Annotated in this window: 15 protein-coding genes; all 15 read right to left on the bottom strand. The window is 65.9% G+C overall.

The annotated features are described in order from the left end of the window. Positions 1-164 precede the first annotated feature (164 nt). Positions 165-824, bottom strand: coding sequence for a ribonuclease HII (locus B2527_RS05725; protein ID WP_293706572.1), 660 nt, complete (start codon positions 822-824; stop codon positions 165-167). After that, entirely contained in the window at positions 821-2,035 is a 1,215-nt protein-coding gene (lpxB, locus tag B2527_RS05720) for a lipid-A-disaccharide synthase (RefSeq protein ID WP_414717009.1), read from the bottom strand. Before lpxB ends, B2527_RS05725 begins: the two co-directional genes overlap by 4 nt. Next, positions 2,032-2,823, bottom strand: a complete 792-nt coding sequence (lpxA, locus tag B2527_RS05715) for an acyl-ACP--UDP-N-acetylglucosamine O-acyltransferase (RefSeq protein ID WP_293706570.1) — start codon at positions 2,821-2,823, stop codon at positions 2,032-2,034. The genes lpxB and lpxA overlap by 4 nt, the downstream gene beginning before the upstream one ends. A gap of 18 nt (positions 2,824-2,841) precedes the next feature. After that, the gene (gene fabZ / locus B2527_RS05710; protein WP_293706569.1) at positions 2,842-3,300 is read right to left on the bottom strand and encodes a 3-hydroxyacyl-ACP dehydratase FabZ; all 459 of its coding nucleotides are present in this window, start codon (positions 3,298-3,300) and stop codon (positions 2,842-2,844) included. After that, positions 3,297-4,319, bottom strand: a complete 1,023-nt coding sequence (lpxD, locus tag B2527_RS05705) for a UDP-3-O-(3-hydroxymyristoyl)glucosamine N-acyltransferase (RefSeq protein ID WP_293706568.1) — start codon at positions 4,317-4,319, stop codon at positions 3,297-3,299. The genes fabZ and lpxD overlap by 4 nt, the downstream gene beginning before the upstream one ends. 358 nt (positions 4,320-4,677) lie before the next feature. Then, on the bottom strand, positions 4,678-7,161 hold the full coding sequence (bamA, locus tag B2527_RS05700; protein ID WP_293706567.1) for an outer membrane protein assembly factor BamA: 2,484 nt from the start codon (positions 7,159-7,161) through the stop codon (positions 4,678-4,680). Between the two features lie 71 nt (positions 7,162-7,232). Then, positions 7,233-8,591, bottom strand: coding sequence for an RIP metalloprotease RseP (rseP, locus tag B2527_RS05695; RefSeq protein ID WP_293706566.1), 1,359 nt, complete (start codon positions 8,589-8,591; stop codon positions 7,233-7,235). A gap of 26 nt (positions 8,592-8,617) precedes the next feature. After that, positions 8,618-9,814, bottom strand: coding sequence for a 1-deoxy-D-xylulose-5-phosphate reductoisomerase (locus B2527_RS05690; protein WP_293706565.1), 1,197 nt, complete (start codon positions 9,812-9,814; stop codon positions 8,618-8,620). A gap of 1 nt (position 9,815) precedes the next feature. Beyond that, positions 9,816-10,637 (bottom strand): phosphatidate cytidylyltransferase, encoded by an 822-nt coding sequence (locus B2527_RS05685; protein WP_293706564.1) that lies wholly within the window; start codon positions 10,635-10,637, stop codon positions 9,816-9,818. Continuing rightward, complete coding sequence (gene uppS, locus B2527_RS05680) at positions 10,634-11,395, bottom strand: polyprenyl diphosphate synthase (RefSeq protein WP_293706563.1); 762 nt, start codon at positions 11,393-11,395, stop codon at positions 10,634-10,636. Before uppS ends, B2527_RS05685 begins: the two co-directional genes overlap by 4 nt. Positions 11,396-11,410: 15 nt before the next feature. Further along, a complete protein-coding gene (gene frr / locus B2527_RS05675) occupies positions 11,411-11,968 on the bottom strand; it encodes a ribosome recycling factor (RefSeq protein WP_293706562.1) in 558 nt (185 codons plus the stop codon). A gap of 75 nt (positions 11,969-12,043) precedes the next feature. Then, complete coding sequence (pyrH, locus tag B2527_RS05670) at positions 12,044-12,772, bottom strand: UMP kinase (protein WP_293706561.1); 729 nt, start codon at positions 12,770-12,772, stop codon at positions 12,044-12,046. Between the two features lie 109 nt (positions 12,773-12,881). Beyond that, a complete protein-coding gene (locus B2527_RS05665; RefSeq protein ID WP_293706560.1) occupies positions 12,882-14,387 on the bottom strand; it encodes a GGDEF domain-containing protein in 1,506 nt (501 codons plus the stop codon). Positions 14,388-14,561: 174 nt separating this feature from the next. Further along, the gene (gene tsf / locus B2527_RS05660; protein ID WP_293706559.1) at positions 14,562-15,440 is read right to left on the bottom strand and encodes a translation elongation factor Ts; all 879 of its coding nucleotides are present in this window, start codon (positions 15,438-15,440) and stop codon (positions 14,562-14,564) included. Between the two features lie 134 nt (positions 15,441-15,574). Further along, a partial coding sequence (locus B2527_RS05655; RefSeq protein ID WP_293706558.1) for a 30S ribosomal protein S2 occupies positions 15,575-15,844 on the bottom strand: 270 nt, incomplete at its 5' end.

Below are 15,844 nucleotides of genomic sequence, written 5' to 3'. Positions count from 1 at the left end.
CGGGAAGAAGTAGACATGCCGGGCCAGAAGTGTGCCGAAGCAGGGTAGCGACGGGGGAACGGGGGAGCAAGCGTGGGTCAGCTGGGGAGCAGGGGGAGCCCACTGCAGGAGGGGCATCGAGGCAGCCGTATGGGGTGGTCATGCCGGCGCCTGCTTGCTGCGGACTATGTTTCCGGCAGCAGCGCCCGCACGGGTGCAAACGAACGCCGGTGTTCAAGGCAGGGGCCATGGGCCTTCAGTGCTGCCAGATGGAAGGGCGTGCCATAGCCCTTGTGCTGGTCAAAGCCGTATTCAGGAAGTTGCTGGTGCAGTGTCAGCATGTAGCGGTCGCGGCTGACCTTGGCCAGGATGGAGGCCGCCATGATGCTGCGGTCGATGGCATCGCCGCCGACCAGGGCTTCGGCCGGGCAGGGCAGGCCCTTGGGAATCTTGTTGCCATCGATGCGGGCGAACTGCGCTACATGGGCCACGCCTTCCACCGCCTGCCGCATGCCCTGCATGGTGGCCTGGAAGATGTTGAGGCTGTCGATCTGGCCAACGTCGACCATGATGATCGTATAGGCCAGGGCGCGCTCGACGATGCGGTCATACAACTGCTCGCGGCGCAGCGCGGTAAGCGCCTTGGAGTCATCCAGGCCGTTGATGCGCGGGCGCTGCGGGTCGAACACCACCGCCGCCACCGCGACCGGGCCGGCCAGCGGGCCGCGGCCGGCTTCATCGACGCCGGCAACCAGACGCGGTGCCTGCCGTGCAAGCAGGGCGGCATCGTCAAACAGCGACAGCGAGGCTTGCGCTGCCGCTGCAGGGGGACGACGTGCTGTCATGGCTGGCCTGGCTGGACGGGCGGTTGCAGCAGGCTGGCCACCGCCACGGCGGCACGCGCCGATGCGTCCTGGCGCAGTTGCTGGTGCAGGCGCTGGTAGTCCACCTGCAGGGCCTGCACCTGTTGCGGGTGATCGAACCAGCTGCGCACGGCGGCGGCCAGCTTGTCCGGGGTGCAGTCGTGCTGCATCAGCTCCGGCGCCAGGTCCTTGCCGGCCAATACATTGGGCAGGGCATAGCGGTCCACCTTGAGCAGGCCCAATGCGCTGACGATGCGGTAGGTCAGCTCGGCCACGCGGTAGCCCACCACCATCGGCCGTTTGACCAGCATGGTTTCCAGGGTGGCGGTGCCGGAGGCCAGCATCACCACATCGGCGGCGGTCATCGCCTCGCGGGCCTTGCCATCGAGCAGGTGCAGGCGCGCGCTGGGCAGCGCCGCGGCCCGGATCTGCTCGACGATCAGCGCCTTGCACTTGGCGTTGGCAGCGGGCACCACGATGTGCAGGTCGCGCTGCTCTTCGCACAGCTGCCAGGCGGCGGCGAAGAACGGCGGCCCCAGCCGGCTGACTTCGCCCAGCCGGCTGCCCGGCAACACCGCCAGCAGCGGCACGTTGGCGGGGATGCCGAGCGACTGCCGTGCCTGCGCGCGGTCGCTGTGCAGGGGGATCTCGTCGGCCATCGGGTGGCCGACGAAGCGTGCATCAATGCCATGTCTGGCATAGATGGGCGGCTCCATCGGGAACAGGCACAGCACCATGTCGGCGCTGGCACCGATCTTTTCCGCGCGCTTCTCGCGCCAGGCCCAGACCGAGGGACTGACGTAGTGCACGGTGCGCAGGCCGCGTTGCTTGAGCCACTTCTCGACGCCGAGGTTGAAATCGGGTGCGTCGATGCCGATGAAGACATCCGGTTGCCAGTCGAGCACGCGCTGGCGGAAGGCCTTGCGCAGCTTCAGCAACCGCGGCAGGTGGCGCAGGATCTCGGCCAGCCCCATCAATGCCAGCTCGCTGGCATCAAACCAGGTCTCGCAGCCGGCATTGCGCATGGCATCGCCGCCGATGCCGGCAAATTCGGCATCAGGGTAACGCTGGCGCAGGGCCTGGATCAGACCGGCACCGAGCAGGTCGCCGGAGGCTTCGCCGGCAACCAGCGCGATGCGCGGACGACGGGCGATAGCGACGCCCGGCTCCCGAATCCCGGCTTCCATCATCATCGCTGCAGCGGGCGCTCGCCGTGCTCGATGAAGTCCAGCATCTGCTTGACGTCATCGCTGCTCTGCGCCTGCTCGGCCAGGGCCAACTTGGCCTCGGCCAGAGGCACGCCGGCGACATAGATGGTGCGGTAGGCGCGCTTGATCGCGCTGATCCGTTCGGCATCGAAACCGCGACGCTTGAGGCCTTCGCTGTTGATGCCGCGCGGGCGGCCGTGGCCGTCAATGCCGACCATGGTGAACGGCGGGATGTCGCCGGTGACCAGCGCACCCATGCCCAGGAAGGCGTGGTCGCCGATGCGGCAGAACTGGTGGGCACCGGCAAAGCCGCTGATGATCACCCAGTTGCCGACCGAGACGTGGCCGGCCAGGGTGGTGTTGTTGGAGAACACGCAGTGGTCGGCCACGTGGCAGTCATGGGCGACGTGCGCATAGGCCAGCAGCCAGTTGTCGTTGCCGATGGTGGTGACGCCACCGCCGCCGCCGGTGCCGCGGTTGACCGTCACAAATTCGCGGAACACATTGCGGTCGCCGATCACCAGCTCGGTGCGTTCGCCGGCGTACTTCTTGTCCTGCGGCTCGCCGCCAATGGCGCAATGGCCGATGAAGCGGTTATCGCGGCCAATGCGGGTCGGGCCCTGGATGCTGCAATGCGGGCCTACCTCGGTGCCGTCACCGATCTCGACATCGGCACCGATCAGGCTGAAAGCGCCCACGCGCACGCCTTCGCCCAGCCTGGCGGCGGGGTCGACGACGGCGGACGGATGGATCAAGTGGGCGCTGTTGCTCATGCAGGGATTCCTTGCAGGTTATTCGCGGGTGCCGGCGCACAGCACTTCGGCGTGCGCGACCACTTCACCGTCGACCTTGGCTTCACCGTAGTACACGGCCATGTTGCGGATCACGCGCTTGACCTGCACGTGCAGCTCCAGCACGTCGCCGGGCACCACCTGCTTCATGAAGCGCACGTTGTCCACCTTGACCAGATAGAACAGCTTGGACTGCGCGTCACGGCCCAGGCTGAGCTGGGTCAGCACGCCACCGGCCTGGGCCAGCGCCTCGATGATCAGCACGCCGGGCATGATCGGCTGGCCGGGGAAGTGGCCCTGGAAGAACGGCTCGTTGATGGTGACGTTCTTGTGCGCGAGGATGCGCTTGCCTTCGATATCAAGCTCGACGACCTTGTCGACCAGCAGGAACGGGTAGCGGTGCGGGATCAACGTCTGGATGGTGGTGACGTCGATGGGCAGCTGCAGTGGTGCGTTCATTCCTTCTCCTTGCTCACAGCCAGGATGCGACGTGCCAGTGCATCGAGCTGCTTGAAGCGCGCGGCGTTTTTGCGCCACGTGCGGTTATCGGTCAATGGGGTGCCGGACGAATATTCGCCCGGCTCGGTAATCGAGTTGCGCACCACCGATTTGCCGGTGATGACGACGTGGTCGCAGATTTCCAGGTGACCGACGACGCCGACAGCACCGCCCAGCAGGCAGTAGCGGCCGATCTTGGCGCTGCCGGCAATGCCGGTGGAGCCGGCGATGGCGCTGTGTGCGCCGATCTGTACGTTGTGGGCGATCTGCACCAGGTTGTCCACGCGAACGTCTTCGTCCAGCGTGGTGTCTTCCAGTGCGCCCCGGTCAATGCAGGTATTGGCGCCGATCTCGCAATCGTCGCCGATGCGCACGCCACCCAGCTGCGGCACCTTGATCCAGTGGCCGTTGTCCATGGCCAGGCCGAAGCCTTCGGCGCCGAGCACAGCACCCGGATGGATGCGCACGCGCTTGCCCAGCTTGACCCGGGTGACCAGGGTGACGCGCGCCAGCAGTTCGCTGCCGGCCTCGACCACGCAGTCATCGCCGATCACGCTGCCCGGGCCAATGATGCAGCCTTCGCCGATCACCGTGCGGGCGCCGATGCAGACATGGGGGCCGATGTGGGCGCTGGCGGCCACCGTGGCGCTGGGGTCGACCACGGCGCTGGGGTGGATGCCCGGCTCACGCACCGGAACCGTCTCGAACAGCGCGCCGATCTTGGCGAAGGTGGTGTAGGGGTCCTTGGCGATCAGGGCCGTGGCGGGCGCAGCCTCGGCATCGTCGGCCCGCAGCAGGACGATCGACGCCTTGCTGTCGGCCAATTGTGCCCGGTAGCGCGGGTTGGCCAGAAAGGTCAGCTGCCCGGGCCCGGCATGGGCCAGGGTGGCAACGCCATGGATGGCAACCAACGGGTCACCGTGTACCTGCAGACCGAAACGGTCGGCAAGTTCCTGAGCGGTATAGGTAGGAGTATTCACGCAGCAAGTTTACCGTGTGCGCCGATGGCGGTCATGCGAGCAGACGTTATCACCCTTGCAGGGCAAGGGCAGCGGGGTGGGCGGGTTGGCCGGAAGTGGAGGCCAATGGGGCAGCATGGCTTTGATGGAATATCCTGCTGCGCCGTGCGCAGCCACCTGTCCCATAAAAGCAAACCCCGGGGCGGTGTTGCTTCCCGGGGCAGATTGAGGCGGTAGTTCTGGTGGAAAGCCCCCTTTGGTAAAGGGGGCGCGACGACAGGCGCGGGGAATCGGTAGACCGAAGCGCGCCCGAAGGTTATGCCTGCGGCATAACCTTCGGTCCCCGGAGCTTCACCCCGGGGCAGCGGGTCAGTTCTATTTAGAACTGACCGCCAAAGGTGAACTGCAGGCGCTCGATCTCATCGCCGTCTTCCTTCTTCAGCGGGAAGGCATAGCTGATCGAGATCGGGCCCACCGGCGCACGCCACAGCAGGGCGACACCGGCCGAAGCACGCAGCTCGTTGGCCTTGAAGTTGCTCGTGCCGTTGTAGACGTTGCCGAAATCGAAGAACGCCGAAACGCGTGCCGACGGGCTGTCGAACAGCTTCGGGAAGTAGGCTTCGATCGAGCCGACCGTCTTTACCGAGCCACCCAGCGGCTGGCCGTTGTAGTAGCCGCCGATGATTTCCGAGCGCGGGCCCAGGGTGTTGTCCTCGAAGCCACGCACCGAGTTGGTGCCGCCGGCGTAGAAGTTCTCGAAGAACGGCAGGCCGGTGGCAACCACCTGGCGGTGGTTGGCGGTCGGGTTGGTGGCGCAATCCACAACCTCGGTGGTGCCGGGGGTGCCGGGGGTACCGGGGACCGCCGGCGTAGTGCCAGTGGCCGGGGTGCCCGGGGTACCCGGGGTGCCCGGGATTTCGTTCCAGCAGATGTTGCGGACCTTGTCCTTGCCGTACGAGTCGCCGTAACCGAGTTCCACTCGGGTATTGATGACCAGCGAGGGCATGATCGGCCAGTACTTGGAGAACTGGTAGCTGAGCTTGTAGTACTCGACGGTCGAGCCCGGCAGCGTGGCTTCCAGGCCCAGGCGCTGGTAGGTGCCGCGGGTAGGCATGAAGTAGTCGTTGCGGGTGTCGCGCGCCCAGCCCAGCTCGGTGCGCCAGGAGTGGAAGGTGCGCGTGCCGACCGCATCGATGTAATCGATGATCGCCTTCGGCGTGTAGCCGCTGTAGGTGGTGATCTGGTTGCTGTCGATGCCGAACATCAGCGAGAACGCATCGTTCTCGGTGATCGGCACGCCGAACACCACCTGCGCGGCGCCGTTGGTGCTGTTGTACTGCGCGGTGTTGAAGTCGGAGTAGTCCAGTTCGCGCCAGGACAGGTTGTAGCCCAGCGAGACGCCGTCATCGGTGAAGTAGGGGTTGGTGTAGCTGAAACCGTAGCGCTGCAGGTAGCTGCTGCGCGAGGCTTCCACCGACACGCGGTTGCCGCCGCCCAGGAAGTTGTTCTGCGACAGCTGTACCGAGGTGGTCATGCCGTAGGACTGCGAGTAGCCCAGGCCGAACACGAAGCTGCCAGAGGTGGTTTCCTTGACGTTGTAGACCACGTCGACCTGGTCGTTGCTGCCGGTGACCGGGCTGGTTTCCACGTCCACGGCTTCAAAGTAGCCCAGGCGCTGCAGGCGGATCTTGGAGCGGTCGATGGCGGCCTGCGAATACCAGCTGTTCTCGAACTGGCGCATTTCGCGGCGCAATACTTCGTCGGCGGTACGCGAGTTGCCCTTGAACACGATGCGGCGCACGGCCACGCGCGGCCCCGGCACCACCTGCATGTTCACCGCCACGGTACGGTCGGCGCGGTTGCTGGTGGGGATCGGGTTGACCTTGGCAAAGGCGTAGCCGATGTTGGACAGGCTGTTGGTGATGGCGTCGGCGCTGAACTCCAGCAGGGCACGCGAGAACGTGTCGCCGGACTTCTGGATGACCATCTTCTCCACGTCTTCCTGCGGCAGGATGGTGTCGCCGGTGACCTTGATCTCGGAAATCTTGTACTGCTCGCCCTCGGTCACGCCGGCGGTGACGAACATGTCACGCTTGTCCGGACTGATCGAAACCTGGGTGGAGTCGATGCTGAAATCGACGTAACCACGGTCCAGGTACCAGGAGTTGAGCTTTTCCAGGTCGCCGGACAGCTTTTCCTTGGAGTACTGGTCGTCGCGGCGGTACCACGAGGCCCAGTTGTGCTCCTTGGACTCCCAGGTGTCCAGGATGTCCTCGGCCGGGAACTTCTCGGTGCCGATCAGGTTGACGTGGCGGATCTTGGCCGCCTTGCCTTCCTTGACGGCAATGGCGACGTCGACGCGGTTGCGGTCCAGCGGGCTCACCGTGGGGGTGATTTCCACGTTGTACTTGCCGCGGTCGTTGTACTGGCGGCGCAGTTCCTGGGTCACGCGGTCCAGGCTCAGGCGGTCAAAGGTGCCGCCTTCGCTCAGGCCGATGTCGCTCAGGCCCTTGAGCAGCTGCTCGCTCTTGATGTCCTTGTTGCCGGTGACGGTCAGCTTGTTGATCGCCGGGCGTTCCTTGACGGTGACGACCAGGATGTCGCCCTGGCGGTCCAGCTGCACGTCCTCGAAAAAGCCGGTCTTGTACAGGGCGCGGATGGTGTCGCCGATCTTGGCGTCGTCCACCGTGTCGCCACGCTCCACCGGCAGGTAGGTGAATACGGTACCGGAGGAAATGCGCTGCAGGCCGTCCACGCGGATGTCGCTGGCGGTAAAGGGCTCGGCTGCCTGTGCGAGCACGGGCAGGGCCAGACCGGCAGCAAGTGCGAGGGTCAGCAGGCGGCGATTGGGAAGTCGCGTCATATCACGTCCGGTTGGAGTCGATTTCGATAATGCGTGGGTGCCGGCGTATGACGACGACAGCGGGAAAAAGTTCATCGCAGGACCAGGCTCAGGATGTCGTTGTAGAACGCCAGTCCCATCAACCCGGCCAACAGCGCCAGACCGATGGATTGGCCGGCAGCCATGGCGCGCTCGCTCAGCGGGCTGCCCTTGACCAACTCAATAAGGTAATACAGCAGGTGCCCGCCGTCCAAGATGGGGATGGGCAGCAGGTTGATGATGCACAGGCTCAGCGACAGCAGGGCCAGGAAATACAGGAACCAGTCCAGCCCGCGCTGGGCCGAGACATTGGCCACCCGGGCGATGGTGATGGGCCCGGAAACGTTCTTGAGCGAGGCAGCGCCGGTCAGCATGCGCCGCATCATGCCCAGTGAATCTGTCGCCAGTTTGCCGGTTTCGCGGACGGCGGCCGGCAGCGCGGCAAGCGGACCGTACTGCTGGCGGGCGTCATAGGCCGGCATCTGGCCGGTGGCGAAGCCCAGGCCGATACGCCAGATCGGCTTGCCGTCCGGGGCCTGGCCGGGCTGTGGGGTGATCTCCAGCGCCAGCCGTTCACCGGCGCGCTCGACTTCTATCATGCCCGGGCCGCCGCGCTGGCCCAGTTGCTGGATCAGTGGCAGTACCTCGCCGGCATCGTCCACGCGCTGGCCATCCACGGCCAGGATCAGGTCATCGGGCTGGATCAGCTTGTCGGCGGCCGAGCCCGGGGTCACCTCGGTGACGCGTGCCGGCTGCAGCCAGAATTGCCAGGCAAGGCCGGCCAGCACCGGCACCTGGCGCTCATCAAAGCCGGCCGGCAGCTGCGACAGCGGCAGCACCCGCGTGCGTTCATTGTCCAGCACGTCGCGCACGCGGACATGCACGTCGCTGCGGTCCATCGCGGCAGTGGTCAGGGCCATGCTGGCCTCGGCCCAGGTGCCCACCGGGCGGTCCTCGACCGCCAGCAACTGGTCGCCGGCGACGAAACCGGCCTGCGCGGCCATGCCGGTGACCCGGCCGAGGGTGGCCGAATAATCCTGGCGGCCGATGATGAACATCGCCCACAGCAGGGCGATGCACAGCAGCAGGTTGGCGATGGGGCCAGCGGCGACGATGGCGATACGCTGCCAGACGGTCTTGTTGTTGAAGGCCACGGCGCGTTCACCGGCCGGGACCTCGACCTCGCGCTCGTCCAGCATTTTCACGTAACCACCCAGCGGGATGGCGGCGATGGCGAACTCGGTGCCGTTGCGGTTGCGGCGGCTCCACAGCGGCTTGCCGAAGCCCACCGAAAACCGCAGTACCTTCACCCCGCAGCGGCGGGCAACCCAGTAGTGGCCGAATTCATGGAACGTCACCAGCACGCCAAGGCTGACGATCATCCACCACACGGACCCCAGGAACTCAGCCATGGGTGCGGCTCGATTGGAAGGTGGGCTCAGGCATGCGGCAGGCGGGCGATGGCGGCTTGGGTGATCTGGCGGGCTTGGGCGTCGGCTGCCAGCAGGGCGTCCAGTGTATCGGCCGCCGTGCAAGACAGGGTGGAGAGGGTGTGCTCCACCAATGCCGGGATCGACAGGAAGCCTATGCGCCCCTGAAGAAACGCTGAAACGGCCACTTCATTGGCCGCGTTCAGGATGGCCGGGGCGCTGCCACCGGCGTCCATGGCCTGCCAGGCCAGGCGCAGACAGGGGAAGGCGTCCAGATCCGGTGCCTCGAAATCCAGCCGGCCCTGGCTGAGCAGGTCCAGCCCGGCCACGCCCGATTCAATGCGCTGCGGCCAGCCCAGACCCACGGCCAGGGTGGTACGCATGTCCGGCAGGCCCAGCTGGGCCAGGGTCGAGCCGTCGATGAACTCGACCAGCGAGTGCACCAGGCTCTGCGGGTGGACCACTACGTCGATACGGCTGCCGGGCACGTTGAACAGGTGGTGGGCCTCGATGACCTCCAGTCCCTTGTTCATCAGCGTCGCCGAGTCAACCGAGATCTTCGGCCCCATCGACCACTTCGGGTGGGCAACGGCCTGGGCCACGGTCACCGTTTCCAGCTCGGCGCGGCTGCGGCCGCGGAACGGCCCACCGGAAGCGGTCAGGATGATGCGGCGCACACCGGCCTCCAGGCGCGCATCGCGGGAGCGCAGGCATTGGAAGATGGCGTTGTGTTCGCTGTCGATCGGGATGATTTCGGCGCCTGTGGCAGCCGCTTCCCGGGTCAGCAGTTCGCCGGCCAGGACAAGTGATTCCTTGTTGGCCAGCAACAGGCGCTTGCCGGCGCGTGCCGCAGCCAGGGTCGAGGACAGGCCGGCGGCGCCAACGATGGCCGCGATCACGGTATCGCAATGCTCGCCGGCGGCCAGTGCGTCGATGGCCTCGGGGCCGGCATGGGCCTGGGTGGTCAGGCGGGCGGCGGTCAGTCCGTCACGCAGGCGCGAGTACAGCGCCGGGTCGGCAATGACCGCATGGTCGGGGCGGTGCTGCAGGCATAGCGCGAGCAGGGCATCCACATTGCTGCCGGCGGCCAATACGCTGGCGCGCATCTGCTGCGAGTGGCGGGCGATGACATCCAGCGCCGAGCTGCCAATGGAGCCGGTGGCACCAAGAATGGCGATCTGGCGGGGTGTACAGGAGGTGGGCATGTCAGAAACCAAAGATTTCCTTGCCCAGCGCAAACACGGGCAGGGCGGCCAACACGCCGTCGATGCGGTCCAGCACGCCGCCATGGCCGGGGATGATGTGCCCCGAGTCCTTGGCGCCGGCATGGCGCTTGAGCAGGCTCTCGAACAGGTCGCCCAGTACCGAGGCCAGCACCGCGACCGTGGCCACCAGCATCAGGCTGCCCAACTGGGATACCTGCACGCCGGCCCACCAGCCGAACAGGCCTGCCACCAGCAAACCGGCCACCAGCCCGCCCAGCAGGCCTTCGATGGTCTTGTTGGGGCTGACGCGCGGGGCCAACTTGTGTTTGCCAAAGGCGCGGCCAGCGAAATAGGCGCCGGAATCGGCGGCCCAGACGATGGCCAGGGCGGTCAGCAGCCACAGGTGACCATTGGGCTGGCTGTCGTGGATCAGTACCAGCGCGGCCCAGGCCGGGATGATGGCCAGGGTGCTGGCAGCCAGCTTGAGCATGCGGGCACCGGGCTCTTCATGCGCGCCGAAGTTGAAATAGCGCAGCCACAGCAATGCCAGCAGCCAGAAACCCACGCCGACGAGGGTAGCCAACTGGAACAGGACGTTGGAGCCGGCCGAGGCCCACACCAGCAGCACCATCAGCAGCAGGTTCAGTACCAGCAGCACGGTGCGCGGCAGGCCGTCCACACCGGTCAGCTTCAGCCATTCCCACAGCCCGATCAGGAACACCAATGCCGCCGCGGCGGCCAGCCACTGGGTGGGGAGGAACAGGATCGCGCAGATGGCCACCGGGGCCATGATCAGCGCGGCTATCACACGGGTTTTGGTCATGGGAGTGCGCTCTGCGCCGTGCCGGCCGCAATCTGGGCACTGGTCAGGCCAAAGCGGCGCTCGCGGCCGGCAAAGTCATCCAGTGCCTGTTGAAGGATGGCCGCATCAAAGTCGGGCCACAGCACGTCGGTGAACCACAGCTCGGTGTAGGCCAACTGCCAGAGCAGGAAGTTACTGATGCGGGTGTCGCCACCGGTGCGGATGAACAGGTCTGGTGCCGGCAGGTCGGCCAAGGCCACCTGCTGGCCCAGCAGTTCTTCGTCGATCTGTTCCGGCTGCAGGCTGCCATCGGCAACCCGCTGCGCCAGGGCGCGCGCAGCCAGTGCGATGTCCTGGCGGCCGCCATAGCTGGCGGCGATGTTCAGCACCATCGCGCTGTTGCCGGCCGTGCGCTGCTCGGAGCGGTCCATGCGCTGGACGATGCCGGCGGCGAAGCGTGAGCGGTCGCCGATGAAGCACACGCGTACGCCGCGACGGTGGAGTTCGTCCACCTCGCGGTCGAGGGCACCGAGGAACAGCTTCATCAATGCGTCCACTTCTTCCTGCGGACGGCCCCAGTTTTCACTGGAGAACGCAAACAGGGTGAGCACGCCGATACCGTGCTGCAGGCAGAAGTCGATGGTGCGGTTGACCGCACGGGCACCGGCGCGATGGCCGATCATGCGCGGCCGGCGGCGTTGCTGTGCCCAGCGGCCATTGCCATCCATGATGATGGCAATGTGCCCTGGTTGGCGTGGTGCGGGTATGCCGTTGGGCATGGTGGACTGCACCGGTCAGACTGCCATCAGTTCCTGTTCTTTCTGCTTGACCACGTCGTCGATGTCCTTGATCGCCTTGTCGGTCAGCTTCTGGATGTCGTCCTGCGCGCGGCGGTCGTCATCCTCGGTGATGGTCTTGTCCTTGAGCAGCTTGGCCACTTCCTGGTTGGCGTCGCGGCGGATGTTGCGGATGGCGACCTTGCTCTCTTCGCCTTCCTTGCCGACCGACTTGGCCAGCTCGCGGCGGCGCTCTTCGGTGAGCGGCGGCAGGTTCAGGCGGATCACCGTGCCCATGGTGGTGGGGGTGATGCCGATGTCGGAGGCGTAGATGGCCTTTTCGACGTCCTTGATCATGTTCTTGTCGAACAGGGTGATCACCAGCGAGCGCCCTTCGGACACGCTGATGCTGGCCACCTGGTTCAACGGCGTATCGGTGCCGTAGGCCTTGACCTTGATGCCGTCCAGCAGCGCCGGGGAGGCGCGGCCGGTACGGATGGTGGTGAGGGTGTGGCGCAGAGCGTCAATGCTCTTGGCCATGCGCGCCTGCGCATCTTGCTTGATGTCGTTGATCATCGCCCGAATCCTGGATGTTTCTTGAACCGGCCGATTATAGGCCAATACCTGTACCTGCCGGGTTGGCAGCGTGGTTCAGTGTGCGTCGCGACCGTGGACCAGGGTGCCGATGTGCTCGCCGCGCAGGATCTTCAGCAGCTCACCCGGCTGGCTCATGTCGAACACGCGCAGCGGCAGGTCGCTGTCGCGGGCCAAGGCAAAGGCAGCGGTGTCCATGACTTCCAGGCCCTGGTTGATGACCTGGTCGTAGCTCAGGCTGTCATAACGGACCGCATCGGCATGCTTGTTCGGGTCCTTGTTGTAGACGCCGTCGACCTTGGTGGCCTTGAGCAGCAGATCGGCGCCGATCTCGATCGCGCGCAGGGCGGCGCCGGAGTCGGTGGTGAAAAAGGGGTTGCCGGTGCCGGCGGCGAAGATGACCAGACGGCCCTTTTCCAGGTGGCGGATGGCGCGGCGGCGGATGTAGTCCTCGCACACGTCGTTGATCTTGATGGCGCTCATCACGCGGGCCTTGCCGCCGGCCTTTTCCAACGCGTCCTGCATGGCCAGGGCGTTGATCACGGTGGCCAGCATGCCCATGTGGTCGCCGGTGACGCGGTCCATGCCGCCTGCGGCAAGGCCGGCGCCACGGAAGATGTTGCCGCCGCCGACCACCAGCGCGATCTCGGCGCCGGCCTGCTGGGCCTCGATCACTTCGTGGGCCAGGCGGTTGATCACCTTCGGGTCGATGCCGTAGTCCTCATCTCCCATCAGCGCCTCCCCGGAAAGCTTCAGAAGGATGCGTTGGTAGGCGAGCTTGGACATGGTGACCTCAGATGGCTGGAAAACGCGGGAATTCTAATCGATGCCGTAGTTTCAGGTGAGATCTGTTTGTTGCAACGCAGCGACAAAGTCGCCTGGATCGCCCGCCTGTTCAGCAGGCGGTTGGTTGCGGGGTGGGGGCGCGGGCGATGACCCGGTTGCGGCCCAGGTTCTTGGAGCGATAAAGCACGTCGTCGGCGGCCTTGAGCAGGTCGCGCATGTCGGTGAAGCGCTCATAGGCGCCGTGGGTGGCAACGCCGGCCGAGAAGGTCACGTACAGCGGGGATTCGTTGACGATGGCCATTGGCGTCTGAGCGATCACCCCAAGCACGCGGCGGATGACTTCGACGGCAGTCGATTCGCTGGTGGCAGGGAACATCACCACGAACTCCTCGCCACCGAAGCGGGCCACGGTGTCGCTGCCGCGCAGTTGGCCCTGCAGCCGGTTGGCGAAAGCCTGCAGTACCTGGTCACCGACCAGATGGCCGTGCAGGTCATTGATCTTCTTGAAATCGTCCAGGTCGATGAAGGCGATGGACAGGGGGCGCTCGGCCAGGCTGGCGCGGCCGAACTCCTGTTCCAGTACTACTTCCAGCTGGCGGCGGTTGAGTACGCCGGTGAGGGCGTCCAGGTGGGCCTGTTCGGCCAGGCGGCGCGCCTGCAGCTCGTAGTCGTCGGCGCGCCGGTGCGCGTTGGAGGCGTCATGCAGCTCGCGCAGGTTGCGCAGCGCGATCAGTTCCGCAGCATGGTCCAGCAGGAAGGTCACGCGGGCCGGAGAGGGTACCGGGATGTCGAACAGGGCGCTGATCTCCGGCAGCATCTGGCTGACCTGTTGCAGCACCTGTTCAAAACGGTTGCTGTCCAGCTGCAGGGCGGCGTTGACCTCGCGCAGTGCGTTGTTGCGGGCCTGGTCGACGTCATCGGCCAGCCAGATGTCAGCGATGCAGCCGGACAATGCCACGCAGCGTTCAAATGCATCGGCGGGCGCGGCTGGCGGCTCGCTGTGGGCGATGGCCTCGGTCAGGTAGCGCGGCAGCCCCCATTGCTCGCACAGGTGGGCGCCCACCTCGGCATGGTTGCAGTCGAACACCGCGCGCTCATGCGCCAACAGCTGCAGGTTGTCGGTGCAGCTGCCAAGCAGGCCGGGGTAGATGTCCGCGCGGACCTGGAGCAGGGCAAGGATGCCCACATCCTGCAGCAGGCCGGCCAGCAGCAGTTCTTCCAGGCGGCGTACGCCGCAGGCCTCGCCGAGGTAGCGTGCGGCCAGGGCGCTGAGCACGCCGCGGCGCCAGACTGCATCCAGCAGCTGGGCGTGGCATTCGTCGTCGCGCAGGGCGCGTGACAGGCTGAAGCCCAGTGCCAGTTGCAGGGTGGCGTTTAGCCCGAGCATGGTCAGCGCCTGCGAGAGGTTCTCGATGCGGCGGCGGCTGGCATACAGCGGCGAATTGGCGATGCGCAGCATGCGTGCGCTCAGCGCCATGTCCAGTGCGATCACATCGGCGGCACTGGCGATGTCGGTTTCCGGGTCCTGCGCCAGCTCGATCAGGCGTACTGCGATGGCAGGCGGCGACGGCAGGTTGCGGCACAGGGACAGGGCTGCGTTGAGCTCGGGTGACATGTCGTGGGGGCGGGCGGCAGTGGGCCAAGCATACAGGCATGCCCCGAATAGAAAAGGGCCTGCACGCGCAAGTGCGTCCGGGCGATGCCGTTGCCAGTGATCATGGCCTGGGCTGCGCAAACAACGAAGCCGCGGATATCCGCGGCTTCGTCGGTGTTGCAGGGTGGCGGATGCTTAGACCTGCATCGCCTTGGCAACTTCGGCGGCGTAGTCTTCCACCACCTTCTCGATACCTTCGCCAACCACCAGGCGCTGGAAGCCGACGACGTCGCCACCGGCAGCCTTGACGGCCTGCTCAACGGTCTTGTCGCTGTCCAGCACGTAGTTCTGGCCGTAAAGGGTCACTTCGCTGATGATCTTGTTGATCTTGCCGCTGATGATCTTTTCCAGGATTTCAGCCGGCTTGGCCTTGTCCTTTTCGCTCATCTTGGCCAGCTCGATTTCCTTTTCCTTTGCAACGAAGTCAGCCGGGACGTCGGCAGCCTTGTTGTGCGGCGGGTTCATCGCGGCCACGTGCATGGCCAGGCCCGAGGCCAGTTCGGCGTTGCCGCCGGCCAGCTCGACCAGCACGCCGATCTTGCCGTTGCTGTGCACGTAGGTGCCAACGGTGTTGTTGCCGCTGACCTTGACCAGGCGACGGATCTGGATGTTCTCGCCCAGCTTCTGGATCGCGGTGGCGCGGGTTTCTTCGACGGTTTCGCCGCTCGGCAGCTTGGCCGACTTCAGGGCTTCAACGTCGGCTGCGCCGGATGCCAGGGCGGCAGCGGCAACGGCGTCGACGAACGCCTTGAAGTTGACGTCGTTGGCGACGAAGTCGGTTTCCGAGTTCACTTCGACCAGCACGGCATTGCCGCCGTTGCTGGCCACGCCCACGCGGCCTTCAGCGGTGACGCGGTCGGCCTTCTTGTCGGCCTTGGCAGCGCCGGACTTGCGCAGGGCTTCAGCCGCTGCGTCGATGTCGCCGTTGGTTTCGGACAGAGCCTTCTTGCACTCCATCATGCCGGCGCCGGTGCGCTCGCGCAGTTCCTTGACCAGGGAAGCAGTGATTTCCATGGAATTACCTCATCAATAGAAAGGGGTAGGCCGGCAATGATTGCCGGCCGTTGTTACGCAGCCCTGTCAGTGGCCGGCGCCATTGGCGCCGGTACAGGGGGAGCGGGCGCACCGTGGGCGCCCGCCGGGGTGCATCAGGCCGAAGCCTCGTCGCCCTTCTTGGCGCCCTTCTTGGCCGGAGCGCGGCGAGCCGGCTTGGTTTCTTCGCCTTCGGCAGCAGCGTCGGCAAACTCTTCTTCGCGCACGGTGGCAGCGTTCGGAGCGGCAGCCTTGCCTTCCAGCACGGCGTCGGCAGCGGCGCGAGCGTACAGCTGCACGGCGCGGATGGCGTCGTCGTTGCCCGGGATGGCGTAATCAACCAGTTCCGGGTTGTAGTTGGTGTCAACCACGGCGATCACCGGGAT

This window comes from Stenotrophomonas sp. UBA7606 (assembly GCF_002477705.1).
Lineage (GTDB): Bacteria > Pseudomonadota > Gammaproteobacteria > Xanthomonadales > Xanthomonadaceae > Stenotrophomonas.
Note: the sequence above shows the minus strand (reverse complement) of the source record. Positions and strands in the feature narration are given on the sequence as shown.

What these genes read in the sequence shown, in the direction of transcription:
- B2527_RS05690 (WP_293706565.1), bottom strand. Translation starts at nt 9,814, where the DNA reads ATGCCCACCTCCTGTACACCCCGCCAGATCGCCATTCTTGGTGCCACC.
- rseP (WP_293706566.1), bottom strand. Translation starts at nt 8,591, where the DNA reads ATGGCTGAGTTCCTGGGGTCCGTGTGGTGGATGATCGTCAGCCTTGGC.
- bamA (WP_293706567.1), bottom strand. Translation starts at nt 7,161, where the DNA reads ATGACGCGACTTCCCAATCGCCGCCTGCTGACCCTCGCACTTGCTGCC.
- fabZ (WP_293706569.1), bottom strand. Translation starts at nt 3,300, where the DNA reads ATGAACGCACCACTGCAGCTGCCCATCGACGTCACCACCATCCAGACG.
- uppS (WP_293706563.1), bottom strand. Translation starts at nt 11,395, where the DNA reads ATGCCCAACGGCATACCCGCACCACGCCAACCAGGGCACATTGCCATC.
- lpxA (WP_293706570.1), bottom strand. Translation starts at nt 2,823, where the DNA reads ATGAGCAACAGCGCCCACTTGATCCATCCGTCCGCCGTCGTCGACCCC.
- B2527_RS05665 (WP_293706560.1), bottom strand. Translation starts at nt 14,387, where the DNA reads ATGTCACCCGAGCTCAACGCAGCCCTGTCCCTGTGCCGCAACCTGCCG.
- B2527_RS05725 (WP_293706572.1), bottom strand. Translation starts at nt 824, where the DNA reads ATGACAGCACGTCGTCCCCCTGCAGCGGCAGCGCAAGCCTCGCTGTCG.
- B2527_RS05685 (WP_293706564.1), bottom strand. Translation starts at nt 10,637, where the DNA reads ATGACCAAAACCCGTGTGATAGCCGCGCTGATCATGGCCCCGGTGGCC.
- tsf (WP_293706559.1), bottom strand. Translation starts at nt 15,440, where the DNA reads ATGGAAATCACTGCTTCCCTGGTCAAGGAACTGCGCGAGCGCACCGGC.
- lpxB (WP_414717009.1), bottom strand. Translation starts at nt 2,035, where the DNA reads ATGATGATGGAAGCCGGGATTCGGGAGCCGGGCGTCGCTATCGCCCGT.
- frr (WP_293706562.1), bottom strand. Translation starts at nt 11,968, where the DNA reads ATGATCAACGACATCAAGCAAGATGCGCAGGCGCGCATGGCCAAGAGC.
- pyrH (WP_293706561.1), bottom strand. Translation starts at nt 12,772, where the DNA reads ATGTCCAAGCTCGCCTACCAACGCATCCTTCTGAAGCTTTCCGGGGAG.